The following is a 24,384-nucleotide window of genomic DNA, read 5'->3' as shown; positions in this document are numbered from 1 at the left end:
CGAATCGCTCTGATATTTTCTCACTCAAGGAATCCATGAACAGTTACCTGCGCGGCGGCATCGGCACCGAACCCACCATCGCTTACTTCAGCATGGAAATCGGCATTGCCTCGGACATCCCGACCTACAGCGGTGGGCTGGGAGTGTTGGCGGGCGACACGTTGAAGTCCTGCGCCGACTTGGGTCTGCCCGTCGTCGGCGTCACTTTGCTGTACCGCAAAGGCTATTTCCGGCAGGAGATCACGGACAAGGGCGAGCAGAAGGAGCACCCCGTCGAGTGGCGGCCGGAAGACCGTTTGCTGAAACTGCCCGGCAAGGTCGTGCTTGACGAGATCGAAGGCCGCGCCATCCTCGTGCAGGCGTGGCTGTATACCTACACCGGCAACACCGGCAAGCCGGTGCCGATTTTGTTCCTCGATACGGACATTGAGGGGAACGACGAAGCCGACCGCCACCTGACCGATTCCCTTTATGCCGGCGACTCCGAGTTCCGCCTCAGGCAGGAGATCCTGCTCGGCATCGGCGGCGTCAAGTACCTGCGCTCGCTCGGGTTCAACCGCATTCACACCTACCACATGAACGAAGGCCACTCGTCTCTGCTGACCCTGCAACTCCTGCGCGAGCACCAGCGCACGGTGTTCGAAACGTGGGACGAGGAGACCGTGTGGGACGTGGACAAGGTGAAGAGCCTGTGCGTGTTCACCACGCACACGCCGGTGGCGGCAGGGCACGACCGGTTCGGTTTCGACCTGGTCGAGCGCGTGCTCAAGACCGGCATCTCGATGAACGTGATCCGCAAACTCAGCGGTGAGGATTGTCTCAACATGACGACGCTGGGGCTCAACCTGAGCCGCTTCGCCAACGGCGTGGCGTACCAGCATGGTGATGTCTCCAGCGGTATGTTCCCGCACCACCAGATCGATTTCATCACCAACGGCATCCACACCTACACCTGGGTGCACGAACCGTTCCGCAAACTGTTCGACCGCTATGCACGGCTGTGGAACAATGATCCCAAATACCTGCGCGAGGCGATGACCATTCCGCGCGATGAGGTATGGCAGGCGCATCTCGACTGCAAGAACGAGTTGTTCGACCGCATCTCGAAGATGATGGGAGAGACTTTCGATCCCGAAATCCTGACTCTGGGTTTCGCCCGCCGCGCGGCGGCGTACAAACGCGCGTCGCTGATGTTCCGTCACCTCGACCGGCTGATCGACATCGCCGAAAACAGTCCCGGTTTGCAGATTGTTTATGCCGGGAAGTCGCACCCGAAAGATGAGCCGGGCAAAGGCCTGATCCGCGAGATTCACGAGTTTCAGAAGAAGATCGAGAAACGCACGAAGAAACTGAAGCTGGTGTATGTGCCCAATTACAACATGGACCTCGGTTATTACATCACCGGCGGGGTGGACGTGTGGGTGAACACGCCGATCCGCCCTCACGAGGCTTCCGGCACCAGCGGCATGAAGGCGGCACTCAACGGTGTGCTCAACCTCAGCATTCTTGATGGCTGGTGGGTGGAAGGGTGCATCGAAGGCGTCACCGGCTGGGCGATCGGCGACCTCGATCCCCGGCTCGATCTGTCTCCCGACGACCGCGACGATCTCGACTGCATGAACCTGCACGACAAGCTGGAGTCGGTGGTGATTCCGAAATATTATGAAGACCGCACCGGCTGGACCAGCATGCAGTGTCAGGCCATCGCCATCAACGCCTCCCTGTTCAACACCCACCGGCAGATGGAGCAGTACGTCACCAAGGCGTATTTTTCCTGCCGTTGAGCTCTTATCTGGCCCAATCAGGCGGTTTTAGGCCCGTCTATCCTTGAGTTTCATTGGTTAGGGAATTGTGATACCTTAATTTGAATAAAATTTCTTTGGTGCAGGGTGCAAGACAGGCAAGGGGGCTCCTGCAAAGGAGTGTGCATGTGGCATCAAGCCAAAATCTGGATGGCGGGAGCGGCCCTGATCCCTGTTTTGCTGGGGAGCGTCTCGTTCGCCCGGGCGCAAACGTTTGAGAACCCGGGATTCCGCCCCACCGTGGACAATCCCATCCCGATAGAACCGGGATGGAAGGACCCCACGTACCGTGGCTGGGAACTGCTCAGCGTGCCCGGTCTCATTGCAACGTATTACGACCTGAACCTGGATGGCACGTTGGATTACCAGGTCATCAGGAAAATCATTCGCAAGGCGGCGAGTGAAGAATTAACCATAAAAGAAGCCATCCAGAACGCCCGGATCGATAATTTGAGCGTTTATGTTTCCTACCCGGTCATTTACTTCACCTCGAAGTATCCCCTGTTTTACTGCCTGGGCGTGGACTTCCGCAAAAATTGTCTCAATATCTGGGTTGATATCGCCGAGGACGGTCTGAACGGCAATGAAACCAAATACACGTTATCCGATCCCAAGCCTCTGTTCCGCTAAGACCCCGCTCTTCGCTCTGAGTCTGGTTCTTGTGGTGACCCTCCTCGGTTGGCGCGGGGAACCTGCACTGGTCCACGCGCACGGCGGTGAAACCCAAAAAGAAAAACCGAAGGAAGTGAAGCCGGAGCCCTCCGGGCATTCCCACTCCGGCTCTGCCGGCAATGGCCACTCCCACGGCCAGGGACGCAGTGTGACCATCGGCGCCACGGTGTACAAGCACATGTGCATCTTCTGTCATGGCGAGGATGGCAACGGCGGCGGCAAGGCGATGGCCTATCTCTACCCGTGGCCACGTGATTTCCGCAAAGGCGTATTCAAGCATCGCTCCACGCCCACCGGGTCGTTGCCTCTCGACAAGGACATCTTCGATACCATCACCAAAGGCATTCCCGGCACCGCCATGCCCGCATGGGAAAACGCATTGACGGAAGACGAAACGTGGTCGGTGGTGGAATACCTCAAGACCTTTTCCAAACGGTTCAAGGACGAGACCCCGCAAAAACCCGTCACCCCCGGTCCGGTGCCGCCCACCAGCAAGGAAAGCATCGAGGCGGGTTATATGATTTTTAAGGAAATGCGGTGCGCGCGCTGTCATGGTACGGATCTCAAGGGTGACGGACCGATCGCCGACAGCCTGTATGACATCTGGGATCACCGCGCGTTTGTGTACGATTTGACCAATCCCAACACCTTCAAGTTCGGTTTCGATAAAGAAGACATATACATGACGCTCAGCACCGGCATCGATGGCACGCCGATGAAGGCGTACAATCACCTCACCTCCAAAGAGCGGTGGGACCTGGCGTCGTTCATCCATTCCCGCATTCAGCAGGACCGCTACCGCAAAGCCAAGTATGAAGTCACGCTGAAATCCGAACAAGTGGAAGGCGATATCGGCATCGAACCGTTCAGCGAGTTGTGGGACCCGGTGCCCGCCACCAACGTACACCTGATCGTGCTGAACGCCCGGCGCGACCCCATCACCCGCGTGGAGTTTCAATCCGTGACCAACGGCAAACAGATTGCGTTCCGCGTGCAGTGGGAGGACCCGGTTCCGAACCGCTCGTCGAGCCGCCACCAGGATTTCAAGGACGCCGTGGCACTGGAGTTCGCGCTGGGGGATGTGCTTTTGCATACGCACGGCCACAACGAGCCGTTCTTTGGCATGGGCAACCGCGAGAAGCCGGTGAATATCTGGCAATGGCGCGCCGACTGGCAAAAGGAAATTGAAACCAAGGAAGAACTGGAGCAGGCGACCGAAGGCCAGGGAATGGACATGGACGTGATGATTTTCGGCGGTGAGGTCAACCCGGTGGAATCGCTCAATCCGTTCCGCGAGGTACCCATCGAGGAGATGAACGCCGAGGGCTTCGGCACCCTCACGCCGCAACCCAAAACCAAGCAGAATATCCGCGGCAAGGGATTGTGGAAGGACGGAAAATGGACGGTGGTGTTTGTTCGGGATATCGAATCACTCAACAAGTGGGATATCCAATTCAATAAAAAACAACCCATTCTCATCGGATTTGCGGTGTGGGACGGTCTGCATCAGGACCGCAACGGCCGCAAAACGGTTTCCATGTGGCAGAGGTTGATTTTGCCTTGAACAATGGGTTGGTATAGGATATGTATTTAGGAAAAAGCCTGATAATTGAACCGTTTGAGATGCGTTGTCCGGGGGGTCCCGGCGCTGGATCGCGAACGGAGATCGTTTGAATTTTGGGAGGTGGTTCCATGTCTGACGACCAGACCAGAAAAGAGGAAGAAGCCCGGGAGAGGGAAGAGTCTCTGGAAGTGGCTGAATCCGATGTCGATGAGGTCGATGAAGAGGAAATTGATGAAGACGTCCTGACCGAAGATGAACTGGACGAGGTGGACGAGGTCGAGGAGGTCGACGAAGGTGAAAAGGAAATCGGCGCGATCATGGTCCTGGGCCAGAGTGGGTTCGAAGAAGGCCAGTCCAACCGGGGAGCGGACGACCCCAGCGACAACACGCTGGCCGAGCCGCAGTTCGTCGCGAAGTATGGCGAGATGCTGTTCGTCGCCGACCGCGGCAATCACCGGGTGCTGGGCTGGAACACGTTTCCGGAAGAAAACGGCGAACCCGCAAGCTTCGTGCTCGGTCAGGAGGATTTCTCCGACTGCCTGGAGAACCGTGGCATCACCACTACCCTGGACGAGATGACCTCGGGTCTCGGTGATGAAAGCCTCGACGGCTTCACCATCAGCAAACCGGAGGAGGACACGCTGTCCCAGCCCGCGGGCTTGGACATCATCGACGGCAAGCTGTACGTCTCCGACAGCGGCAACCACCGCGTTCTGCGTTGGAACGGCCTGCCCTCGGACGACGGCGAGGCGCCCGGACTGGTTCTGGGGCAGGACAACCTGGAATGCGGCGAGGCCAACCGGCGCGGACTGGTGGGTTCCGGCTCGCTGTTCTTCCCGTTCGGCGTGCGCTCCGGTGACGACCAGCACGTGTTTGTGGCGGACAAGGACAACCACCGCGTCCTCATCTGGAAAAAGATTCCGTTCAACAACGGCTGGAACGCGGACATCTGCCTCGGCCAGTCGGACATGGACGAGCGCGAGGCCAACCGTGGCGACTTCGAAAACGTCACTCCGGATTCGATGAGTTTCCCCACCGGTGTGTTCTACCACGCTGAGACGGGCAAGATCTTCGTCGTCGATCAGGGCAACAACCGCGTTTTGATCTGGAACAAGATGCCGTCGCACAACGGCGTGCCCGCGGATCTGGTACTCGGTCAGCCGAACTTCTACAGCCGCGATGTGAACGCAGGACAAGGTGGATACCGGTGCGACGCGGTGGGCATGTATTTCCCCACCGACGTGGTGTACGGCAGAAAAGGCCTGTTCGTTTCCGACTCCGGCAACAACCGGATTCTCGGCTGGAAAGAATTTCCGACGGAGAACGGCCAGCCTGCCGACTTCGTCATCGGCCAGAAATCGTTTTACGAAAATAAATTCAACCGCAACGGCGATCCCGCACACTGCACGCTGAACGATCCGTACGGCCTCTTCCTCGAGGAAGACCCTGAAGATGAGGACGATCCGGGCCGCCTCTACATCTGCGACCGCGGCAATGCACGGGTGGTGATCTGGGAAGAGTTGCCGATTGCGGAAGTGGAAAAACCGGAAGAGGACGAGGAACAACTGCACGCCGAGGTCGAAGACCCGGAACTGCTCATGGGCGAAGACGAGGACTTCTTCGAGGAAGACGAGATGCCGCCCGAAGAGCTGGAGGAAGAAACGGCATAACGGTTTCTCCCCAACGCAAAATACAAAAACCCCCTTCCCGAAACCGGGAAGGGGGTTTTTTTCGTTGAACGGGATGGGGCGCGCGGTGGTCTCAGCGCAGAGTCAGCCGGCAGAACTGGATGGGCGCGTCGGCTCCTGAGAAACTGCGCTGGATGTCCTTTTCCCGGTAGCCCAGCTTGCGCAGGGGTTTTTCCACGGTGCGCACTTCGCTTTCCGTCACGTACGCCACCGTGTCCGGCACGCCGCGTGCACTCAGGTTTTTCACCAACTGGGCGATGAGTTTGCGCTGTTTCTTGGGCGTTCCGGGCAGCGCCGGGTAATCCAGTTTGTTGGCGTAGGGACTGCGGTAGTGCGTGTTGAGCGCCTGCAGGGTCTCCAGCATCAACACATCCACGTCCCACGGCGCCATCCCACCCACCTGCGGGTGGTTCTGCACCAGCTCGATCAGGCTGATGACCGGCTCCTCCAGAGAGCGGTTCACGAACGCATGCTGGGGTTCGAGCTCGATGTGCTGGAAGCCCGCGGCCCGTCCCACCTCCGCCAGCAGGGGGAAGTTGACCATCGACGTGTACTGTCCGCCGTAGAGTTTGAAGTACGGCCGCCCCACCCGGTTGAGATGCGCGGTGGACAGCATGCCGTAATCGAACCCAGTGTAGCCCGCCGAATGTTGCGGATGCAGGAGCCGATGGGCTTTCTCCAGCGTGCCGAACGCGCCCACGTTGATGGGCGTGGGGATGTCGTCGTCGATCGTCTCCATGTGCTTCTGCACTACCTCGCCGAACGGCCAGTCGCCGACGTCCGTGCGCTGGAAGGCGCGTTCCCAGACGATCTGGTCGAGAAACGGCGGCTGCGGCTTGAGTGCATCGAGGTCCGCGTTCTGGAATTGCTGGAGGAAGGAGTTGAAGTCGCCTTCGATGACGGCGGGGTCGATCAGCGGTTGCAGGTATTCCTCGTACAGCGTGCCCTGGCTTTTGATCAACACACGGGTGGCGAGGTCGTCCCAGATTTCGTTGGACAGCACCCAGGTGAGCGACCCCGGTTCCGCGCCTTCCGGGTCGCGCGCATCGATGAGCGCCGCGGTATAGCGCTCTCCATGAGCCTGCAAGTCCGTGTTGGCCTCGACGCCGTTTAAAATTTCCTGCGAGTAATCGCACAGCGTGTATTGAAGGCGCGGGTACACGCGGCCTTCAGTGTCGATCTCTTTCAAGCGGTCGAGGAAACGCGCCGCCAGGTTGCCGTTGCCGACGCCCCATTCCTGCACGAGGATGGGTTCTTCGGCGGGAAGCGATCCGCAGTGGGCGTAAAAATCTTCGGCCAGCGCGTAGGCCAGACGGTGGTCGCGGCTGACGTAGGTCTGGAAATGGTGGTGGATAGCGGGACCCTTGGTCCCGTAAAAGATGTGGTTGACGTGCACCTGCCACGTATCGGCGGGTTGGAAATCGCCGAGCGCGGCCAGCTCGGTGTGGCCGGAATGCATCCTCGATCAGATCCGGTAAGAGGCTATTGTTTTTCCGCCGCGGTCTTGCCCGTGGTGGCCACCCCGCCGGGGATGCCGGACATTTCCGTCCCGCCGCCGCCCTGCGGCCGGATGAGTTCCTGATACTTGTCGTGCGCCTTGGTGGCGTCCTCGTGGCGGCCGATTTCCTTGTAGCACTGGTAGAGGTTGAGCCAGGCGCTGGCGTCGCTGTCGTTCAGGCTGACGGCCGTCTTGAATTCCTTGATGGCGCTTTCGATGCGGTTGACCGAAGCGTACAGACTGCCCAGGTTGGTGTGCGGCAGGGAGAACTCCGGGTCCAGTTCCATCGCTTTTTTGAACGCGTCGATGGCTTCGTCCACCATGTTTTTTGCGGAAAAGGCACTGCCGAGATTGCACCAGGCCTGCGGGTCTTTTTCATCCAGATCCACCACGCACTGGTGGGTGGTGAGCGACTCGTCGAAATCGCCGTTGGCAAAGTAGGCGTTGCCCAGAGCCGCGCGCAGCTCCTTGTTTTCCGGATCAAACATCAGCACCTTTTTGAGCGTGCGGATTTCCTCCAGGTGGCTCTGCAGCATGTTGTAAGCGGCGGCCAGGTTGGCGTAGGAGGTGGTGTCCGTCGCGTCCAGCTCAATGCAACGCTGGAAGGCACGCACGGCGTTTTCAAAATAATCTTTCAGCATGTAAACGCCGCCCAGGTTGAAGAACACCTCCGGGTCGTCCGGTTCCAGCTCCGCCGCGCGGTTCAACTCGCGGATGGCTTCGTCTTCCTGTGCGGACAGGGCGTAGGCGGTGCCCAGCACCTTGTAGGCACGGCCGAATTTCGGGTCCTTGCTGAGGACGGCTTTGAGTTCTTTGATCGCTTCTTCGTAGTTGCCGCCGTCGATGAACAGCGTGGCCAACTCCACCTTCTTTTCCAGGTTGTCCGGATCGTTGCGCAGTTCCTTTTTGATCTGCCGGGTTTTTTTCATGATGGCGGTTTCCAGCTTGATCTGCTCCGGGTCCCGCACTCCCAGCTCTTCAAAAATCTCCGGATGGATTTTCATGGTCATCCAGTCGGACTGCTTTTTGCTGTCCTGACGCTTGCGAAAACCCTCTACGTCAAAGTCCTCATTGACATCGATATCTGACATGAATCGAACCTCTATTCGAACGGTTGCGGTTGACCACGCCGCTTTGGGGCGGCACTGCCTGAATGTTGAAAGTATTTGAATTCTAGGTTATCGGGCGTGGGGGTGTCAAACCCAAAACCGGAGGGAGGTTCGCCGAAGGCGTTGCGGAATCAGGCCTCCACGGTTTCCGTCAAGGTTTCGTCCTGCGCCATTCTCAGGATTTCCTCGCGGCCGAAGCGGTCGAGGTACAGCAGGAAGTGTTCGCGCGACAGGTATTTCCAGATTTTGCGCGATGGAAAGCATTCATCGAGGACGGCGTCGAAATGTTCGTACACGTCCATGACCTGGTCGCGGGTCATGCCTTTTTTGATTTCGAAGTCGAAGACGATGGCCATGTCGCGTTCCGGGTCCTGCACGATGTGGTCGATAGCGAATTTTTTCGGGTTGTGGAAGATGGCGGAGTCCTTTTCCAGCGAGAAGGTGGACTGGCCGACGGAATGCACGACACCGGTGCCGCATTCGCTGTTGTCCACGGTGAACCGGATGGTCTCCTCTGCTTCTTCCAGTTCCTCGGTGGGGAAGCCGAAGAAGAGATAAAGATGGTTCCAGATTCCGGCGCGGGCGCTGTTGGTCAACACGCGGCGCTCGGTTTTCTGGTCGCACCCCTTGTCGATGATCGACAGCACCCGGTCGTTGGCGCTCTCCAGCCCGTAGAACAACATGATGAATCCCGCCCGGCAGATATCGCGGAACAGGTCTTCGGTTTCCACCGTGTCCGCCTCGAACTTGAGCATGCCCAGCGCGCGCATGTCCACATTGTTTTTGAGGATGGCCGCGGCCATGCGCTTGAAAGCGTTGGGTGAGATCGCTTCATCGGAGAACGTGAAGTATTTCGTGTTGTGCCGTTTGCCGAGGTAGTCGATGTCCTCCGCCACGCGTGATTCGTTTTCCTTGCGGTAGTAAGAATCATAGATGTGGCTGTGCGTGCAGAACGTGCACTTGCCCCAGTAGCAACCGCGGCTTGCCATGTACGGCAGGACGGGATACGGCATCAGGTATTTGTCCAGCGGCATGTCGTCAAAATCCGGACGCGCCAGTTGGTCGTACGGCAGGGACTCGGCTTTGGGATTGTGGACCACCTTGCCGTCCTGCAGGTGGATCAGGTTCGGCACCTCACTGAGCGAGCCGCCGGACTGCAATTGCTCCAGCAGACGGCGGAGCGGCAGTTCGCCTTCGAACAGAATCAGGCTGTGAAAAAACTCCTCGAACAGGATCTGCTTGTCGTCGAGGATGTCGATGTGCCGGGTGAACACGCTTCCGCCGATGACGACGTGCAGGTGCGGGTATTGTTTTCGCAGAAGGCGGGCGAGGCTGAGCCCGGCAATCACCTGCCCGATGTGGATGATGGAAATGCCCACCACACCGTACTCGTTCCAGTTCACCCGCGGCAGAAGGTGGTCTTCAAACAGGTGCAGGTACGGGTTGGCCACACGATCGGCGGTGGCGCTCAGGATGCCTTTTAAATTTTCTTCCGGGTTGCCCTGCATGAAGAACGATTCCAGGTCCACCTGGCTCGGAAAGTGTGCGAACGAGATCAGCTTCATCGCAATCTTGAGCGTGGTGTAGGCGCGCTTGTACACCGGGAACTGGAAAAACAGTTCCTCCGTGCGCAGGACCTCCTTCGCCTCTTCCACGCCGGAGTAAATCGACTCCAGGTAGTCCGGGTCGGACAGGATGTCGCGGTACACGTTTTTCACCTGGTTTTCTTCAGGCGTGTAGGCGGGGCGGGACAGGCGTTCGCGGATGATCCCGACACATTCTTCCAGGTACGGGCGGGACAGGAAGGTTTCGTATCCTTCGATATTGAAATCGAACTGATCCACCGGGTGGCCATGCGACTTCAGGTATCCGGCGAGCGTGGGCAATGCCAGGTAAGGCTGACTCGGAAACCACTGTGGTGGAAATATGAGGGCCGTCTTCATTTAAATTCCTAATTCCATTAAGAATAGGTATGGTCATCATAGAGAACCGAAGAACCCGCTGTCAATGGACGAGGGGCATTTTCAGTTGGCCGGCCGGCGGCGCGAGAGCGGGAAGAATCGGTAAAGAGGGCCGAACAGGCGCAAGTGCCCGTTTGACCGGGTTTTTAAGGAAGGCAATTGTCTTGACACCCTTTTTCCTATGTATATATAATGCGTAAAACCCAGAAAGGCCGTAAACTTTTATATCTTTGATGGTTACGACCATTTCCCGATTTGAACCGTTTGTTTTTAAGGAGATCAGGTTTTGAGCGAACACGATACCCAAACCAATCCCGAAGATACTGAGGCCCCGGAAGATGGTCAGGAGATGAGCCAACGGACTGACGACCCGATGTCCGATCTTTCGGAACTGGAAAAAATAAAAAAGGAGCTCGAAGCGGAAAAAGCCAAGGCCGCCAAAGAGCTGGAAGAAGGCGAAGAGGAAGGTGAGGATTTACGCGAGGTCGATTACCTGCAGAAGGTCATCGATCTGGCCGTGAAATTCGACCACCATGTTGGCGTGTACCTGATGGCGGGGTACATTGACTGCGGGTTGAAATACAATCACCAGTTGGCCGACAGCTACATGAAACACCTCGCCACCATTCAGGGCTTCCTGCGCCTGTTGGAAAAAGTGGACGGCGTCACCCGGGAGATGGTCACCAAGGACTGCATCGTGCGCATGCGCAATGTCATTCAGGAGATCCACAAGCACCTGGTCAAGCCGGTTTACAAGGAAGTGTCCCTGATGAAAAAGAAACCGAATATGGAGAACCTGGAGAACTTCCAGCGTGAATGGAACGAGCGGCTGAACGAGCTCCAGAACGCGTGCGATTTCGAGTACCAGATTCTCGACGTCAAAAAGTTCATGGTCAATTGATGCCGGTGTGGCCGGTTGCGGCTGGCCGGTGTTCTGACCGGGTTGTTTCCTGCCGGGGTGGTGCGCTTCCCCTCCAGGGGTTGGATGACTGGAGGGAGCTCGCCTTGTGCGGGACTCCGGGTCCCGGTCATCCTCAGGAATCCACCCCCATCGCCCCGTAACCGACCCCGAAACCAACCGCAATGACCTGAGTGCAAGTACGGTGCTTACCTTGAACAGAATGCTGATTGATTGAGGAACTGGCATGGCACAAGATAATGAAGCGGTAGAAGAAGTCGAGACCGAGGAGGTCGTCGGCGAGTCGGCCGCGATTGAGGTCCGGGAACCGGAGACGATTCCGGAAGAGAAACCGAAGTGGGCGGACGTCGATCATTCCAAGCTGTACGTATGGGTGGCGGATGCGGGCAACGACCGCATTCAGAAATTCGATGGCAACGGCCGGTTCCTGTTCGAGTTCGGCAAGCCCGCGGGGACGCGTCCCCCGTACCGTCCGGGGGAGTTCAAGGGGCCGTTCGGCGTGGCGGTGGACAAGGAAGGCAACATCTGGGTGGCGGACACCGGGTGCCACCGCATTCAGAAATTCGACCCCGACGGCGACTTCATCCTGGAGTTCGGCGGCGAGGGGTACGGGCAAAGCAAGTTTTACTGGCCGGAGGCCATCTGCGTCGAGCCCATGGGTACCGTGCTGGTGGCGGACACCCACAACCACTGCATCAAACGTTACGATGAGGACGGCGAGTTCCTGCTTGGCTTCGGCTTCGCCGGCAACTTCGACGGATTCATGAAATTCCCCACCGGGCTCGCCACCGACGCCGAAGGCAACATTTACGTTGCGGACCGCGACAACCAGCGTGTCCAGATTTTCAACGAAGAAGGGCAGTTCCTTTCCAAGTTCGGCGAATACGGGTTCGAGGAAGGGCGGTTCAATTTCCCGTCGGATCTCACGGTACGCACCGACGGCACCCTGCTGGTCGCGGAAAAAAGCCAGAACCGCCTGCAACAGTTCGACCGCGACGGCAACTTCATCGCCTCTTTCTGTGAATACGGAAAACGCGATGGGCAGTTCAACTGTCCGATGGCCATCGCCGAGGACCCGTATGGATTCGTGTTCGTGGTGGACACGCTGAACAACCGCATTCAAAAATTCGACCCGGAAGTGAATTTCGTCAGCAAGTGGGGCACCATCGGCCGGGAGGAAAAACAGTTCCAGAACCCGAGCGGCATCTGGCTTTCCTGGGAGCCGGATTGGGAGCCGAAAGATGAGTGATAAACGCACGCTGTCCGTTTGCAGGATGGCTGGGTGGCTGGCGGTAACCCTGTTTTTAATCCTTCCGGTTGCGGTTCTGGCGGAGGAGGAGAAACCTTCCACATCGGATCATGATTTCGGTGGTCAGATCCTCAGCCTCACCGAACCGCCCAAGGCCGAATTCAAAACCGACGACCCCCGGTTCCGTGACAATCAAAACGGCACCGTCACCGATCTGCAGGAAAAGCTCGTCTGGGAGCAAATGGACTCCTACCAGTCGCTCAAACAGTGGCTGAACTGGAACGACGCTCAAAACTACATCCGCAAGATGAATGAAACCGAATTCGGCGGTGCCGCCAACTGGCGCCTGCCCACGCGGGAGGAATTGGCGAGTCTGTACGACGAAAACAAGTCGGTGCCGTGGAATTATTACTGGACGAAAAACGAGGTGCACATCGACCCCATCTTCGGCAACAGCAATTGCTGTTACTGGTCGGTGGAGGAGGTGAGCGAGGAGATGGCGTGGGGATTCAATTTCATCCGCGGCAAAGCCTACCCCAGCATGAAGGGCGGCATCCAGAAATCGCTCACCGTCATCCGCGCCGTTCGCGACCTCAAGGAAAACGAAAAGGTGAGTTTGAAGTGACCCGGCCAACCCTTCATGCGCGGCAGGCCGGTTGCGGCGAGCGGGAGTCTGGTACAATGAGGCATTCATCACTTTTTAAGGAAAGCCGGGCATGAGTTCCGATCAAGAAAAGAATCCGGACGAGTTGGAAAACGAGGGAATGCAGGAAGGCGACGTGCAGGAAGGCGACGAGGACCTGAGCAGCAACTTCCGGGTGCGGGACGACGATCCCCTGGAACGCGCTCAGAAAGAAGGCGGCGAGGAGGCGGAGTTCGACCTGGAATCGCAGATCGAGGAGTTCCGCGCACAGATCGAAGAAGAGCCTGACAACTGCATCCACCACTACAACCTGGCCGAGGCTCTGGAGGAGACCGGTGATCACAGGGAAGCGCGCGCCGAGTACGAACTGGCGCTGGAGCTGGACAAGGAACGCGATTTTCACGCGATCATCCATTTCGGCCTTGCCAACATGCAGTTTCAGATGCTGTTGTCCGGCATCCAGTCGGTGGTGGTGAAAAGCTCCATCGGCCTGCACTCGGCACACAAGCCCGGCGACTCCATCACCCAGGTCAACGACGATGACTACAGGGAGCCGATCCACAATTTTGAAAAGGCGGTGGAGTTTTTGCCGCAGTTGAAGGCGGATGAAGACCTGGTGGATTACATCTCGAAGGAGGCGCCTTCCCAGCTGGCCAACCTGTATTACAAGTGGGCGTCCGACCTGATCGACAAGAGCCGGCAGATCGATCTGTACGGCGAGGAGATCCAGGACGTGGAGAAGGCGCTCAAGCTTCTCAAGAAGTCGATGGACATCGACCCCAATCATGCGCAGGCCAGGATGATGATCACCTACGCCAAGAAAATGCTGGCGGAAGGCTGGAAGACGTATGATGAGTATGGGTTCGAGGCCAAAACCATCGAAGGCCGGGGGTGAGGTGGTCCGGGTGCTTATTGTATGAACCTGATGGCATTGTGTAGGGAGTGATACGGAATCGATGGCAGACATTCGGCGGTTGATCAAGGACGGGTTGAGCAAGGACGGACAGATTTTGAATCTGAAAGCAAAGTTCATCCGTGAAGTGGGAGCCAAGGAGCTGGCGAAATGCGAGGAATTGTCCAACGTGCGGTCCATGGACCTGTCGCAGAACGACATTGGCGACGAAGGCGTGAAAGCGATTGCGGCATCGCCCATTTTCTCCAATCTCCGGAGCATCAACTTGAAGTCCAACCGCATCGGCGACGACGGCGCCCGGGCGCTGGCTAACTCCACCACCCTGGTCAACCTGCGGAGCCTGCAATTGGTGGTCAACGATATCAGCGAAGAAGGCGAGCGGGCGCTCATGAATTCCGTGCACCTGGTGAGCCTGACCACCCTCCGTTTCCGCGTCTGAGAGGGGCGTTTCCGGAAAGGCGGGAGTTTTATCTAAGTTCCCAGTTTTAAAGGAATTTCTTGGGTTCTGACGGCGTGGAAGATAAAAGCTTGACTTAGGTTGAGGGTTCTGATATTTTTGCCACATCCTGAGGTAGCCTTAGTCTGCGCAAGACAAGGCTTTAGGGACCATCTCCCTTTATCAGAGGGGGACGCCCGCAAGGGCTGATGTGAAACGGATTTTTCAAGTCGAAAATGACTTTGTCAGTTTAATAGTTTTATCCACATCACCTTCATTGAAAGGGGGAGCAAATGGTAAGAAAAATGGTTGCCATCGCGGCTACGGTCCTGGCTTTCGTTGCCGTCTCCACCATGGCGAGTGCCAACGAAACTGTTCTCGGAAAAGGAGAGAGCTCTGTTTGTGAAAACGCTTCCTGGATTGTTTACAACACCAGCGAAACGGAAGAGACCACTCTCGAGTTCGACATTGGCCCCTATGCTTATTCCTGGGACAAAGTATTCACGGTAGAAATCGCGCCGGGCGGGTATGAAACCAACGCCATCGCCGTGCGCAGCAGTTTCACCAACAAGGGCCCGGGCTCTATTGTTGTGAACTGTCAGCGCCAGCGGTTCGACCGGCATGACTGGAAAATCGACGCGGGTTCCGGTAAAACCTATCAGTCCGATTACCATCTGGACCATGTCCGCCCGATGACCTACATCGAGCCGGGTCTGGGTTTGCCGCAGGGCACGGAACGTGGTATCACCGGCGTTACCGGTCATAAACCCGAAGCGTATCGTTAAGCTTTACTGTTGTTTGGAAAAGCCGGAAGGTTTCGACCTTCCGGCTTTTTCTGTTTCCGCCTACCGGTTTCCGCGGGCTCTGCAAGCGGCCGGTTGCGGCCGACCCTCAAGATCAGGAGCGTGATGGATGGCTGAAGGACGTTTCGTGGACAATGGCGATGGCACCGTCACCGACACGCATTCCAAGTTGATGTGGATGCAAAAGGATTCCTACCTGGAAATCAAGGACAACATCACCTACGCCAGAGCCAAAAAATACCTCAAAAAGAAAAACGAAGGCGCGTTCGCCGGGCACAATGACTGGCGTTTGCCCAGCAAAGACGAGGCGCACAGCCTGTACCTGCGGGAAAAAGATGCATCCATTCTGGACCGGTACGAGATGACCATTTACATCGACCCCGTCTTTACGGAAGGGTGCGGCTTCAATACCTGGACCTCCAACACCATGGGAAGCATCAACGCCTATGTATTCTCTTTTGCCAGCGGTACCGGCGGACACACGGATGTGGACGATATCCTGCACACCAGCGTGCGCCTGGTGCGGGGCACCATGGACCCGGAGTTCAAAAAGAAACTGGGAAAAATCCCACCCCGAAAAGGGCTCTACACCTCCGAACAACGCTGAGGTCCAAAAAGACCGGAAACCGTTATTTACACTGGATTTATGCGGGGGCGATTGGTATTGAAAAATGGCGATTAGAGTGATATTTTAAGCGTATATTCGATTTAAATTTCTGAAATTAAACGTCTAGCAACCCTCGCTCCCAAGAGGGCCCCGATACGGGGAAGGGGGGTGGCTTTTGAAAGTCGGTTTGGTTATGTCAGATTGGAAGGAACTGTTTCGGGAAAACGGCGACAACACGATTTCTCAAGTGGATGAAGACCTGGTCTGGGCGAAAAAAGACTCTCGCCAGGAGTTGGGCAAGTGGCTCAACTGGGACGAAGCGGTGGCCTACCGGGATGCCTGCAACGAGCAGAACTACCTGGGCCACAACGATTGGCGCATGCCTACCAAAAGCGAACTGCGCAACCTTCTCAAGCACACGGACGCTTATTGGGAACTGTTCATGAATCTGCCATCCAAGAAAAAGCGGAACGTGTCGAATTACCAGGCCGGGGGTGAATGGAGCTTCTGGACCGCGGACACACGCTACGATACCTACGCATGGAAATGTTATTTCCCCTCCTGCAAGGAGGTGTGTGTGGACCAGCAGGTTTCCACAACGGGAACTTCCGTCCGCCTGGTGCGCGACGAATGACGTGCGAGCGATTTTAACCGGGCCCACTTGAGCCCGCTGGGAGGAATAAAGCTGTGTCGGACGAAGATATCAAAAAAGAAGTCGAGGAAGACGAGGGCGCCCAACCCCTTTCCGATGATTTTCTCGAGGATTTCGAGGACGAAGACTTCGACGTCGACTGGATCGGCGAAGAAGACTGGGACGAGATCGAAAGCGAGGAAGAAGATGAGGAGATCCCTCTCGGCCCTCAGTTCGTGGACAACGGCGACGAAACCGTCAGCGATGCTCACAACAATCTCATGTGGAAGAAAAGCGACTCTTTCGCGGAATACGGATACGGCATCAACTGGTTCGAGGCCAACGACTACATCGAAGAGTTGAACGAGAAAAAGTTCGCCGGCTTCGACGACTGGCGTCTGTGCAGTTTCGAGGAAGCCAAGCGGATGTTCGCTTTCACCGTTTCCAATAAGGACAAGGACGGTGCGGAAATCCACATCGATCCGTTGTTTGCGGATGGGGGCGGACACAATACGTGGACCTACGAGGAAAAACCGGATTACCAGCAGTACGCCATGATCTTCAGCTACGTGACCGGCAACGAAAAATGGGAACGCAAGGACAACGAGTACTGTCATGTGCGTGCGGTCCGGGATGAAGTCAAAGAGGAGTGGGAACCCACTTGGCGTAAGGATACCAAGAAATTCGATGGTTGAGCCTGCGGGGCGGTCAGCCATCCTGATTCGGGTGCTTTAGATGAGCAGTCATTACATGATTTTCGGTAAGGACGACTGTCCTTATACCCAGAAGGCCCGCGCGGATTTCAAGAAACAGTGCAAGCCGTTCATTTATGTCAACGTGGACAACAATCCGCACGGCCTGGAAAAAATGCTGGAGTATTCGGAGGGTCAGTATATCGTCCCGGTGATCGTGGACGTGGATAAAGGCGACGTGGTGATCGGGTACACCGATTGATTCATACAGGAGACAGCATGGCGGACGAGGAAGCGAACAAGAAAGCGGAACCGGAAGAGGAGTTGAAACCCGCTCTTCGTGAAGACGGCAAGGAGCAGCTCGAAGTCGCCGAGGAAGAAGGCCCAAAACGGTTTGTGGAAATGGGGCCTCACGTTGTGCAGGATACGGTGACGGGTCTGTTCTGGATGAAGAAGGACTCCTGGCAGGACCGGGGCAAGTACTATAACTGGCACGAAAGCCGGGAGTACGCGGATCTCAAGAACATCCGCAAAATCGGCGGCTTCACCGACTGGCGTCTTCCCACCATGGACGAAGTGGCCACCCTGTACGATCCCAACCTGTCCAATACCGCCAAGGGCGGAACCACCATCCATATCGACCCGGTATTTCCGGAAGGTTCCTTCAAGCTTCACTGGACGACGTCGGACACCTCCACGCGCCGCCCGCGGTTCGATTACGCGGAGGGCAAGATCGTGCATGTGGATGAGTATGTGTTCGGGGCGGTACGGCTGGTGCGCAAGGAACCGGTCAACAGGGGCGACAGCCGCAAAGCCCGTCCCAGCAATCCGAGGCGTTAACGGAGTAAACCAATGGCCGAAACCAAAACCAAAGTGAGGTTCGTGGACAACGGAGACGGCACCGTCACCGACACGCGCAAAAACCGCATGTGGCTCAAGGACGACTCCTGGGTGGAAAAAGGCCATCTCATTTCCTGGTGGCAGAGCCAGGAATTCCTGCAGGAAAAAAACGAACAGAAATTCGCCGGGTATCAGGACTGGCGCATTCCCAACGCTCACGAGGCGAAGGAACTGTACGACCCGGAGCTCAGCAACACGGACATGGAAGGGTGCGAGGTGCACATCGACCCGGTATTCACCTCCGGGTGCGGTTACACCACGTGGACCACGGAGACGCGTGGCGCCAAGGCGGCGATGGGTTACGACTTCCGCGCCGATTACGAATACTGGCTGGCGAAGGAAAACATCGGCTTCCCCAGTGCGGTCCGGCTCGTGCGCATCGTCGGTGATGAAAACAAAATGCCGGACGAAGAGCGCTATGCGGACAACGGCAACGGCACCATCACCGATCAGGAAATGAAGCTGATGTGGAAGAAGGATGACTCGTACCTGGACCTGGACAAGTGGGTCAGTTGGGATGAAGCCAAGACCTTCGTTCTGGAACTCAATAAGGAAGAGTTTGCCGGTCATACCGACTGGCGCATGCCCACGCGCAAGGAAGCGCAGAGCATCCACCGGCCAGGCAACCCGGTTACGGATACGTATGGCGACACCCTCTACATCCCGTCCATTTTTTCACCGGGGGCGGGACAGACCAGTTGGACCAAGACCCTGCACAAAACGGACCCGACGGTGGCCATCCGCTTCAATTATTTCAGCGGAGACTACAAGTTCCATAAAAAAGGTTTGCGCAGTCACGGCGTCCGCCCGGTCCGCGATCTGAAAGAGGAAGATCAATAAAGCATGAACGAAGCCTCCGCCGCATCTCAGAACACGCCGGGCAATGCGCGTTTCATCGAAAACGACAAGGACACCATCATCGATATGAAACGCAGGTTGATCTGGTGCCGGCAGGACAGTTGGCAGTTGACGGACAAGTGGCTGAGCTGGGTGCAGGCAAGGGATTACGCGCAGGAGTTGAATAAGCAAGCGCACGGCGGGTACAGGGACTGGCGCATGCCGACCACGGACGAGGTGCGAAGCCTGTTCGACAAGTCGCAGGAAAACACGGATCACATGGGACAAAAGGCGTTTCTGACGAGCCTGTTTCCTTCCGGCTTCGGGTTTCTGTGCTGGACCAAGGAGACGCGGACCAAAACCCAAGCCGTGCGTTTCAATTTCCGCAAGGGTGGCATCACGTTCGACGACGTGTACCGCACGTCCCGCGGCGCCACGCGCTATTGCCGGGACATCCCGAAATCCGAGTTGTGACGGCGATCAAAATCGTGAACCCTGTTTTTGGCAAGGAGACGCAACGTAAGAATGGGCAAGCGTTTTAAGGATAACGGAGACGGCACCGTCACCGACACCGACACCAATCTGATGTGGAAACAAACCGACGCCTTTCAGGATGAAAGCCAGTTTCACGACTGGTTCCAGGCGGAAACGTATATCCGGAAACTCAACGACGCCAAATTCGCGGGCTATCGCGACTGGCGCATGCCGACCTATCAGGAGGCGGAAAGCATTTTCACCGAGGACACCTCCATCCGCGACCGGGATCGGTTCGAACTGTTCATCGACCCCGCATTCTCGCCGGGTGGCGGGTATTCCACGTGGACTTCTACGCTCAAACCGCACAACGGTGCGGTGATTTTCTATTACCGGTACGGCCATGCAAACGTGAATAACCGGGACGATCCCTGCAAGGACTCCATTCGGGCCGTACGGACCATTACCGATAACGATAAGAAGTGACAGGAGGCGTACCATCGAAGCGTACAACGTCATCAATTATCAGGAAAGCACGAACGCGGTTCTGACCTTCCGTTTCGAGGCGGAGGATTTCCGGAATCTCTACGTTCTGGAAGACTACTACTGCACCAACCCGTTCTGCGACTGCAACCATGTCACCGTGGGCCTGAACGACAAGGAAAACGACGCCAACCGGTTTTCCTTCATCGTGCATTTCAACAAAACCACGGCGCTGTTGCCGAATCACCCGTCTCTTACCGAGAAACAGAAAAAAATTCTGGAAGAGTTCAAGGGAGAGCTGACGGATGAGATGATTCTTCATTTCAAACAGCGCTACATGGAAGCCAAGGCCTACGGGGAGAAGAACCCCATGTCGTACCTGGTGTTCGAGCCGGGGCAGTACGTCAATTACATGGAACTGTTTCCGCGTTCCAGCAAACTTCTGGATTTTTCGTACAAGGACCAGAAGCATTTTGCCGAAGATTCTTACGAGCTGGATCCAAGGAACGACAACAAAAGCGTCCGCATGACGTTTTTCAAATTCGAGGAAGGCCAGCAGGACAAAGTGCCGCCGCTCTTCACCTACACGTATTATTTCAACGAAACCCTGCGTGAGGAGGAAGACGCGAAGCTGGAACCAAAGAATGCGGCCTTGCTGTTGGGTTTTCATCAATTCATTCCCAATCTCCACGAAATTCTGAAGGACCGCTACAAGGAAGCGAAGAAGATCGGCGAGGAGTTGATGAAAACGACGCCGGACATCAAGTTTCAGAGTCACAAACCTCAGCGGAACGATTTGTGCCCGTGCGGGTCCGGCAAAAAGTTCAAGAAATGTTGTGCTCTCAAGGTGAATTGAGATAACAAATGGAGTTTCCCCATTTTCTACATTGACGGACGGGGAACCCTACGCAGGGCCCAAGGGCCGGCGCTGTGACTGCATCAACCACATCCAAGGGTGATACGATATGAGTGCCAAGGAAAAGAAGGTCAAAAAAGTTCAGGCGCGGCACATCCTGGTGGCCACAAAGGAAGAGGCCGAGGATCTGAAAAAGCGAATCGACGAGGGTGAAGAGTTTGTCAAACTGGCGGAACAGTACAGCCAGTGCCCGTCCAAAAAACGCGGCGGCGACCTGGGCTGGTTCGGCAAGGGCGCCATGGTCCGCCCCTTCGAGGTGGCCGCGTTCAGCGCGGAGGAAGGCGACATCGTCGGTCCGGTGAAAACCGAGTTCGGCTGGCACCTGATTTATGTGTACGAGATCAAGGACGACGTCAACCCGGATGACGGTCCCCCCACCGGCGACGAAGACGCCGACGACAAGACCCTGCGCCTGGTTGCGGAAAACTACGCGCATGAGTTCATGATGCTAGGCTATTCCAGCAAGAAAGTGTTCAGCCTGTTCACCAGCCCGCATTTCAAATCCGCCAACGCGGTGTACAACATCCTGGGCGACGAGGAAATCTTGAAAGTGATCGCCAACGTGTACGGGCAGAAATACGAACCGCCGACGAAGAAGGAGGCGGCGTCTTCCGGCGAGGGCGACGGAGCTGGAGAAGCAAAGGAATAAGTCCCGCCACGACCAAGGTATAAAAAAACCCGAATCCGGTTTCCCGGATTCGGGTTTTTGTTTTTGCGATGCAGTTGGCTAGATGACTACCGAAAACACTTCCAGCACGTTGGAAGTTTCCCGCAATTCGCGGAGAGCCTCGCTGGTCGGCGGGGTGTCGATGTTGATCACCGATACCGCATTGCCGCTTTCACCGATGCGTCCCAGGTGGAACCCGGCGATATTGATGTTGTGTTTGCCGAGCACGTTGCCCAGGTTGCCGATGACGCCCGGCACGTCCTTGTTGCTCAGGATCAGCATGTGCTTGGAGATCACCGCTTCGAAGTAGTAATCGTCGATGCGAACGATGCGCGGATCGCCCTTGCCGAAAATACTTCCGGTGATTTCGCGCGCGCCTTCCTTGGTCGTGACGTGCACCTGAATGGTGCTGGTGTAGTCCTTGATCTCGTTGCTCTTCAACTCCTGCACCTCGACGTTGCGTTCCTTGGCGATGAACGGGGCGTTGACCATGTTGACGCCGTCGATCGCGCGCTCGAGCAAGCCTTTCAGCACTGCGATGGTGATCGGTTTGACGTCCGTCTCCGCCACCTCGCCATTGTACTGAACCTTGACCTGCGTGACGGGACCCGCGGCCAACTGCGACACAATCTTGCCCAGGTCTTCACCCAATTCGAGAAACGGTTTGATCTTGCGCAGGGTTTCTTCATCGATGGAAGGCATGTTGACCGCATTGCGGATGCTTCCATATTTCAGGTAATCGATGATCTGGTCGCAGATGGCGATGGCGACCTTGTCCTGAGCTTCTTCGGTGGAGGCGCCGAGGTGCGGCGTGCAGATGATTTCATTCACTTCCAACAGCGGGCTGTCTGCCGGCAGGGGCTCCTTCGAGTACACGTCCAGTGCCGCCTGTGCCACCTTGCCGTCCTTGATGGCCTGCACCAGCGCGGCTTCGTCGATCAACCCGCCGCGAGCGCAGTTGATGATGCGCAGACCCGGTTTGACGATGTCGAATTCTTCCTTGCCCAGCAGAGGTTTGCCGTCGATCTTCGGCGTGTGCAGGCTGAGGAAATCCGCGCGTTGCAGAAGCTCCTTGAGGTCCACGAGTTCGACGCCGATTTTCTCCGCGTGTTCCTTGTTGACGTAGGGATCGTAGGCGATGACCTTCATGGCAAAGCCCTTGGCGCGTTCCGCCACCACGGAACCGATGCGGCCCATGCCGACGATGCCCAGCGTTTTGCCATACAGCTCAACGCCCATGAACGTTTTCGGCGACCATTTCTTTTCCTGCTTGAGTGAGTTGGCGGCTTGCGGAATGTTGCGGGACATGCTCATCATCAAGGCCATGGCGTGCTCGGCGGTGGTGATCATGTTGCCGTCCGGCGCGTTCATGACGATGATGCCCTTTTTGCCTGCGGCGTCGAGGTCGATATTGTCCACGCCGACGCCGGCGCGGCCGATGACCCGCAGGTTGTCGGCGGCTTCGATGACATCCGCGGTCACCTTGGTGGCGCTGCGCACCACCAGGCCGTCGTAGTTCGGGATGATTTTGATCAGCTCTTCCTTGGACAGACCGGTGTTGACGTCCACTTCAAAGCCGTCTTCTTTTTTTAAAATATCAACCCCCAGCGAAGAGAGGTTGTCGCTGACAAGAATTTTCATAATTCAAACTCCGAGGAAAACCGAATTTTCCAGAGAAGGATTCAAGCCAAGAGCCGGAGCCGGGGCGCCGGAATCTGTTCCGGGCCGCAGTGGCCCGGAACCCGATTGGTTATTTGCAGTAGGCTTCCAGTAAAATTTCCTGCGCGGCGGCCACGCCCTTGCCCATCTGTATGTTGGCGCCGAATTTCTTGAGCGCCATCTCGAGGGCGGCGATCGCCACGACGGTGTCGAAGGTATCCACGTACCCCAGGTGCGCGATACGAACGACTTTGCCTTTCCACTGGTCCTGACCGCCGGCCATCGTGACGCCGAATTCATCACGCAGGCTTTTCACCAGCTTGCCGCCGTCCACGCCTTCCGGGACGAACATGCCGGTGGCGCTGTCCGCCGGGGAGTCCGGCGCGACCGGCTTCATGCCGAGCGCATTCACCGCGGCGCGGGTGGCGCGGGCCAGGCGGTTGTGCCGTTTGTGCACGTTCTCCAGGCCTTCCTCCTTGATGTTTTTAAGCACTTCGCGAAGACCGATGACCAGCGACACGGCGGGCGTGTAAGCGGTGGTCTTGTCAGCGAGGTTCTTGCGTTCCTTGCGCAGGTCGAAATAAAAATGCGGACATTTCGCGGTCTCCGCCCGTTTCCAGGCTTTCTCGCTGAGTGCCACGAGCGCCAGGCCGGGCGGCAACTGCAACGCTTTCTGCGATCCGGTGATCACTGCGTCAATGCCCCACTCGTCCATCGGCAAGGGATACACGCCGACGGCGGTGATGCCATCCACCACCAGCAGGAGATCCTCGCGTTGCCGCGTGAGTTTGGAAATTTCCTCGATGGGGTGCGAGACGGTGGTGGAGGTTTCGCTGGCCTGCACCAGCACACCGCGGATATCCGGATTCTTTTCCAACGCCGCCTTTACGTCCGCTACGTTCACGGCCTGTCCCCACTCGACGTTGATCCAGATGGGTTCCAGTCCGTAGGTTTCGGAGATTTTGCCCCAACGTTCGCCGAATTTACCGCCGTTGATCACCAGCACCTTGTCTCCCGGAGAGAACAGGTTGGTGATGCACGCTTCCATGCCGCCGGTGCCGGTGGAGGCCAGGATCATGACATCCTGCTTGGTCTGAAACAGATACTTGGCGTCCTCGGCGGCTTCCCCGAAGATCTTGCTGAATTGCGGGGTGCGATGGTGGATCATCGGCGCGGCCATTTCCAGATTCACTTTTTCCGGAACCGGTGTCGGCCCGGGTGCGAGCAAATACGTCTTATTCATAATCCTCTTTTCCTGTTA

The 24,384-nt window shown here is 56.9% G+C and carries 25 protein-coding genes; 20 read left to right on the top strand and 5 right to left on the bottom strand.

The genetic code is table 11. The features are described 5' to 3' along the window. The first annotated feature begins 35 nt into the window (after nt 1-35). From glgP to J2S31_RS11475, 4 genes are all read left to right on the top strand, one after another. Entirely contained in the window at nt 36-1,784 is a 1,749-nt protein-coding gene (gene glgP / locus J2S31_RS11490) for an alpha-glucan family phosphorylase (protein WP_237099231.1), read from the top strand. 144 nt (nt 1,785-1,928) lie between these two features. Further along, nucleotides 1,929-2,432 carry a hypothetical protein gene (locus tag J2S31_RS11485; protein ID WP_237099230.1) on the top strand — a complete coding sequence of 168 codons (504 nt, stop codon included), beginning with the start codon at nt 1,929-1,931 and terminating at the stop codon, nt 2,430-2,432. A 34-nt stretch (nt 2,433-2,466) separates the two neighbouring features. After that, nucleotides 2,467-4,038, top strand: a complete 1,572-nt coding sequence (locus J2S31_RS11480; protein ID WP_237099229.1) for an ethylbenzene dehydrogenase-related protein — start codon at nt 2,467-2,469, stop codon at nt 4,036-4,038. 128 nt (nt 4,039-4,166) lie between these two features. After that, complete coding sequence (locus tag J2S31_RS11475; RefSeq protein ID WP_237099228.1) at nt 4,167-5,708, top strand: NHL repeat-containing protein; 1,542 nt, start codon at nt 4,167-4,169, stop codon at nt 5,706-5,708. Between the two features lie 91 nt (nt 5,709-5,799). Here the strand turns inward: J2S31_RS11475 and J2S31_RS11470 are convergent, their stop codons facing one another. The 3 genes from J2S31_RS11470 to J2S31_RS11460 all read right to left on the bottom strand — a co-directional run bounded on the left by J2S31_RS11470 (nt 5,800) and on the right by J2S31_RS11460 (nt 10,276). Further along, nucleotides 5,800-7,185: a hypothetical protein gene (locus J2S31_RS11470; RefSeq protein WP_237099227.1), complete on the bottom strand. Its 1,386-nt coding sequence runs from the start codon at nt 7,183-7,185 to the stop codon at nt 5,800-5,802. 23 nt (nt 7,186-7,208) lie between these two features. Then, the gene (locus J2S31_RS11465) at nt 7,209-8,315 is read right to left on the bottom strand and encodes a tetratricopeptide repeat protein (protein ID WP_237099226.1); all 1,107 of its coding nucleotides are present in this window, start codon (nt 8,313-8,315) and stop codon (nt 7,209-7,211) included. A gap of 149 nt (nt 8,316-8,464) precedes the next feature. Continuing rightward, nucleotides 8,465-10,276, bottom strand: coding sequence for a B12-binding domain-containing radical SAM protein (locus tag J2S31_RS11460; RefSeq protein WP_237099225.1), 1,812 nt, complete (start codon nt 10,274-10,276; stop codon nt 8,465-8,467). 367 nt (nt 10,277-10,643) lie between these two features. Between J2S31_RS11460 and J2S31_RS11455 the strand changes: the two genes are divergently transcribed. The 16 genes from J2S31_RS11455 (at nt 10,644) to J2S31_RS11380 (ending at nt 21,446) form a co-directional block, all read left to right on the top strand. Then, a complete protein-coding gene (locus J2S31_RS11455) occupies nt 10,644-11,195 on the top strand; it encodes a hypothetical protein (protein ID WP_237099224.1) in 552 nt (183 codons plus the stop codon). Between the two features lie 244 nt (nt 11,196-11,439). After that, a complete protein-coding gene (locus tag J2S31_RS11450; RefSeq protein ID WP_237099223.1) occupies nt 11,440-12,462 on the top strand; it encodes an NHL repeat-containing protein in 1,023 nt (340 codons plus the stop codon). Further along, a complete protein-coding gene (locus J2S31_RS11445; protein ID WP_237099222.1) occupies nt 12,455-13,087 on the top strand; it encodes an Lcl C-terminal domain-containing protein in 633 nt (210 codons plus the stop codon). The genes J2S31_RS11450 and J2S31_RS11445 overlap by 8 nt, the downstream gene beginning before the upstream one ends. 91 nt (nt 13,088-13,178) lie before the next feature. After that, a complete protein-coding gene (locus tag J2S31_RS11440; protein ID WP_237099221.1) occupies nt 13,179-14,000 on the top strand; it encodes a tetratricopeptide repeat protein in 822 nt (273 codons plus the stop codon). 61 nt (nt 14,001-14,061) lie between these two features. Next, the gene (locus J2S31_RS11435) at nt 14,062-14,457 is read left to right on the top strand and encodes a hypothetical protein (RefSeq protein ID WP_237099220.1); all 396 of its coding nucleotides are present in this window, start codon (nt 14,062-14,064) and stop codon (nt 14,455-14,457) included. Nucleotides 14,458-14,759: 302 nt separating this feature from the next. After that, entirely contained in the window at nt 14,760-15,239 is a 480-nt protein-coding gene (locus tag J2S31_RS11430) for a hypothetical protein (protein ID WP_237099219.1), read from the top strand. A gap of 127 nt (nt 15,240-15,366) precedes the next feature. Next, nucleotides 15,367-15,864, top strand: coding sequence for an Lcl C-terminal domain-containing protein (locus J2S31_RS11425; RefSeq protein ID WP_237099218.1), 498 nt, complete (start codon nt 15,367-15,369; stop codon nt 15,862-15,864). 193 nt (nt 15,865-16,057) lie between these two features. Further along, complete coding sequence (locus J2S31_RS11420; RefSeq protein WP_237099217.1) at nt 16,058-16,498, top strand: Lcl C-terminal domain-containing protein; 441 nt, start codon at nt 16,058-16,060, stop codon at nt 16,496-16,498. 53 nt (nt 16,499-16,551) lie between these two features. Beyond that, the gene (locus J2S31_RS11415; RefSeq protein WP_237099216.1) at nt 16,552-17,190 is read left to right on the top strand and encodes an Lcl C-terminal domain-containing protein; all 639 of its coding nucleotides are present in this window, start codon (nt 16,552-16,554) and stop codon (nt 17,188-17,190) included. A gap of 40 nt (nt 17,191-17,230) precedes the next feature. Further along, a complete protein-coding gene (gene uxx1 / locus J2S31_RS11410) occupies nt 17,231-17,449 on the top strand; it encodes a UXX-star selenoprotein family 1 (RefSeq protein ID WP_237099215.1) in 219 nt (72 codons plus the stop codon). 17 nt (nt 17,450-17,466) lie between these two features. Continuing rightward, a complete protein-coding gene (locus J2S31_RS11405; RefSeq protein WP_237099214.1) occupies nt 17,467-18,027 on the top strand; it encodes an Lcl C-terminal domain-containing protein in 561 nt (186 codons plus the stop codon). 12 nt (nt 18,028-18,039) lie between these two features. Next, nucleotides 18,040-18,927, top strand: a complete 888-nt coding sequence (locus J2S31_RS11400) for an Lcl C-terminal domain-containing protein (RefSeq protein ID WP_237099213.1) — start codon at nt 18,040-18,042, stop codon at nt 18,925-18,927. Between the two features lie 3 nt (nt 18,928-18,930). Beyond that, nucleotides 18,931-19,398 carry an Lcl C-terminal domain-containing protein gene (locus tag J2S31_RS11395; protein ID WP_237099212.1) on the top strand — a complete coding sequence of 156 codons (468 nt, stop codon included), beginning with the start codon at nt 18,931-18,933 and terminating at the stop codon, nt 19,396-19,398. 51 nt (nt 19,399-19,449) lie between these two features. Next, on the top strand, nt 19,450-19,884 hold the full coding sequence (locus J2S31_RS11390; RefSeq protein WP_237099211.1) for an Lcl C-terminal domain-containing protein: 435 nt from the start codon (nt 19,450-19,452) through the stop codon (nt 19,882-19,884). 157 nt (nt 19,885-20,041) lie between these two features. Beyond that, nucleotides 20,042-20,737: a YecA family protein gene (locus J2S31_RS11385; protein ID WP_237099210.1), complete on the top strand. Its 696-nt coding sequence runs from the start codon at nt 20,042-20,044 to the stop codon at nt 20,735-20,737. Nucleotides 20,738-20,846: 109 nt separating this feature from the next. Beyond that, complete coding sequence (locus J2S31_RS11380) at nt 20,847-21,446, top strand: peptidylprolyl isomerase (protein ID WP_237099209.1); 600 nt, start codon at nt 20,847-20,849, stop codon at nt 21,444-21,446. Nucleotides 21,447-21,524: 78 nt separating this feature from the next. On the opposite strand, the gene serA is transcribed toward J2S31_RS11380, so the two are convergent. Together serA and J2S31_RS11370 are read right to left on the bottom strand one after the other, a co-directional pair. After that, nucleotides 21,525-23,105, bottom strand: a complete 1,581-nt coding sequence (serA, locus tag J2S31_RS11375; RefSeq protein WP_237099208.1) for a phosphoglycerate dehydrogenase — start codon at nt 23,103-23,105, stop codon at nt 21,525-21,527. Between the two features lie 109 nt (nt 23,106-23,214). After that, nucleotides 23,215-24,366, bottom strand: a complete 1,152-nt coding sequence (locus tag J2S31_RS11370; protein WP_237099207.1) for a pyridoxal-phosphate-dependent aminotransferase family protein — start codon at nt 24,364-24,366, stop codon at nt 23,215-23,217. Between the last annotated feature and the right edge of the window lie 18 nt (nt 24,367-24,384).

The sequence above is a fragment of the Nitrospina gracilis Nb-211 genome (assembly GCF_021845525.1).
In the GTDB taxonomy this organism is placed as follows: Bacteria; Nitrospinota; Nitrospinia; order Nitrospinales; family Nitrospinaceae; genus Nitrospina; species Nitrospina gracilis_A.
This window is presented reverse-complemented; position numbering and strand designations above follow the sequence as displayed.

What these genes read in the sequence shown, in the direction of transcription:
- glgP (WP_237099231.1), top strand. Translation starts at nt 36, where the DNA reads ATGAACAGTTACCTGCGCGGCGGCATCGGCACCGAACCCACCATCGCT.
- J2S31_RS11485 (WP_237099230.1), top strand. Translation starts at nt 1,929, where the DNA reads ATGTGGCATCAAGCCAAAATCTGGATGGCGGGAGCGGCCCTGATCCCT.
- J2S31_RS11475 (WP_237099228.1), top strand. Translation starts at nt 4,167, where the DNA reads ATGTCTGACGACCAGACCAGAAAAGAGGAAGAAGCCCGGGAGAGGGAA.
- J2S31_RS11470 (WP_237099227.1), bottom strand. Translation starts at nt 7,185, where the DNA reads ATGCATTCCGGCCACACCGAGCTGGCCGCGCTCGGCGATTTCCAACCC.
- J2S31_RS11465 (WP_237099226.1), bottom strand. Translation starts at nt 8,315, where the DNA reads ATGTCAGATATCGATGTCAATGAGGACTTTGACGTAGAGGGTTTTCGC.
- J2S31_RS11460 (WP_237099225.1), bottom strand. Translation starts at nt 10,276, where the DNA reads ATGAAGACGGCCCTCATATTTCCACCACAGTGGTTTCCGAGTCAGCCT.
- J2S31_RS11455 (WP_237099224.1), top strand. Translation starts at nt 10,644, where the DNA reads ATGAGCCAACGGACTGACGACCCGATGTCCGATCTTTCGGAACTGGAA.
- J2S31_RS11450 (WP_237099223.1), top strand. Translation starts at nt 11,440, where the DNA reads ATGGCACAAGATAATGAAGCGGTAGAAGAAGTCGAGACCGAGGAGGTC.
- J2S31_RS11445 (WP_237099222.1), top strand. Translation starts at nt 12,455, where the DNA reads ATGAGTGATAAACGCACGCTGTCCGTTTGCAGGATGGCTGGGTGGCTG.
- J2S31_RS11440 (WP_237099221.1), top strand. Translation starts at nt 13,179, where the DNA reads ATGAGTTCCGATCAAGAAAAGAATCCGGACGAGTTGGAAAACGAGGGA.
- J2S31_RS11435 (WP_237099220.1), top strand. Translation starts at nt 14,062, where the DNA reads ATGGCAGACATTCGGCGGTTGATCAAGGACGGGTTGAGCAAGGACGGA.
- J2S31_RS11430 (WP_237099219.1), top strand. Translation starts at nt 14,760, where the DNA reads ATGGTTGCCATCGCGGCTACGGTCCTGGCTTTCGTTGCCGTCTCCACC.
- J2S31_RS11425 (WP_237099218.1), top strand. Translation starts at nt 15,367, where the DNA reads ATGGCTGAAGGACGTTTCGTGGACAATGGCGATGGCACCGTCACCGAC.
- J2S31_RS11420 (WP_237099217.1), top strand. Translation starts at nt 16,058, where the DNA reads ATGTCAGATTGGAAGGAACTGTTTCGGGAAAACGGCGACAACACGATT.
- uxx1 (WP_237099215.1), top strand. Translation starts at nt 17,231, where the DNA reads ATGAGCAGTCATTACATGATTTTCGGTAAGGACGACTGTCCTTATACC.
- J2S31_RS11405 (WP_237099214.1), top strand. Translation starts at nt 17,467, where the DNA reads ATGGCGGACGAGGAAGCGAACAAGAAAGCGGAACCGGAAGAGGAGTTG.
- J2S31_RS11400 (WP_237099213.1), top strand. Translation starts at nt 18,040, where the DNA reads ATGGCCGAAACCAAAACCAAAGTGAGGTTCGTGGACAACGGAGACGGC.
- J2S31_RS11395 (WP_237099212.1), top strand. Translation starts at nt 18,931, where the DNA reads ATGAACGAAGCCTCCGCCGCATCTCAGAACACGCCGGGCAATGCGCGT.
- J2S31_RS11390 (WP_237099211.1), top strand. Translation starts at nt 19,450, where the DNA reads ATGGGCAAGCGTTTTAAGGATAACGGAGACGGCACCGTCACCGACACC.
- J2S31_RS11380 (WP_237099209.1), top strand. Translation starts at nt 20,847, where the DNA reads ATGAGTGCCAAGGAAAAGAAGGTCAAAAAAGTTCAGGCGCGGCACATC.
- serA (WP_237099208.1), bottom strand. Translation starts at nt 23,105, where the DNA reads ATGAAAATTCTTGTCAGCGACAACCTCTCTTCGCTGGGGGTTGATATT.
- J2S31_RS11370 (WP_237099207.1), bottom strand. Translation starts at nt 24,366, where the DNA reads ATGAATAAGACGTATTTGCTCGCACCCGGGCCGACACCGGTTCCGGAA.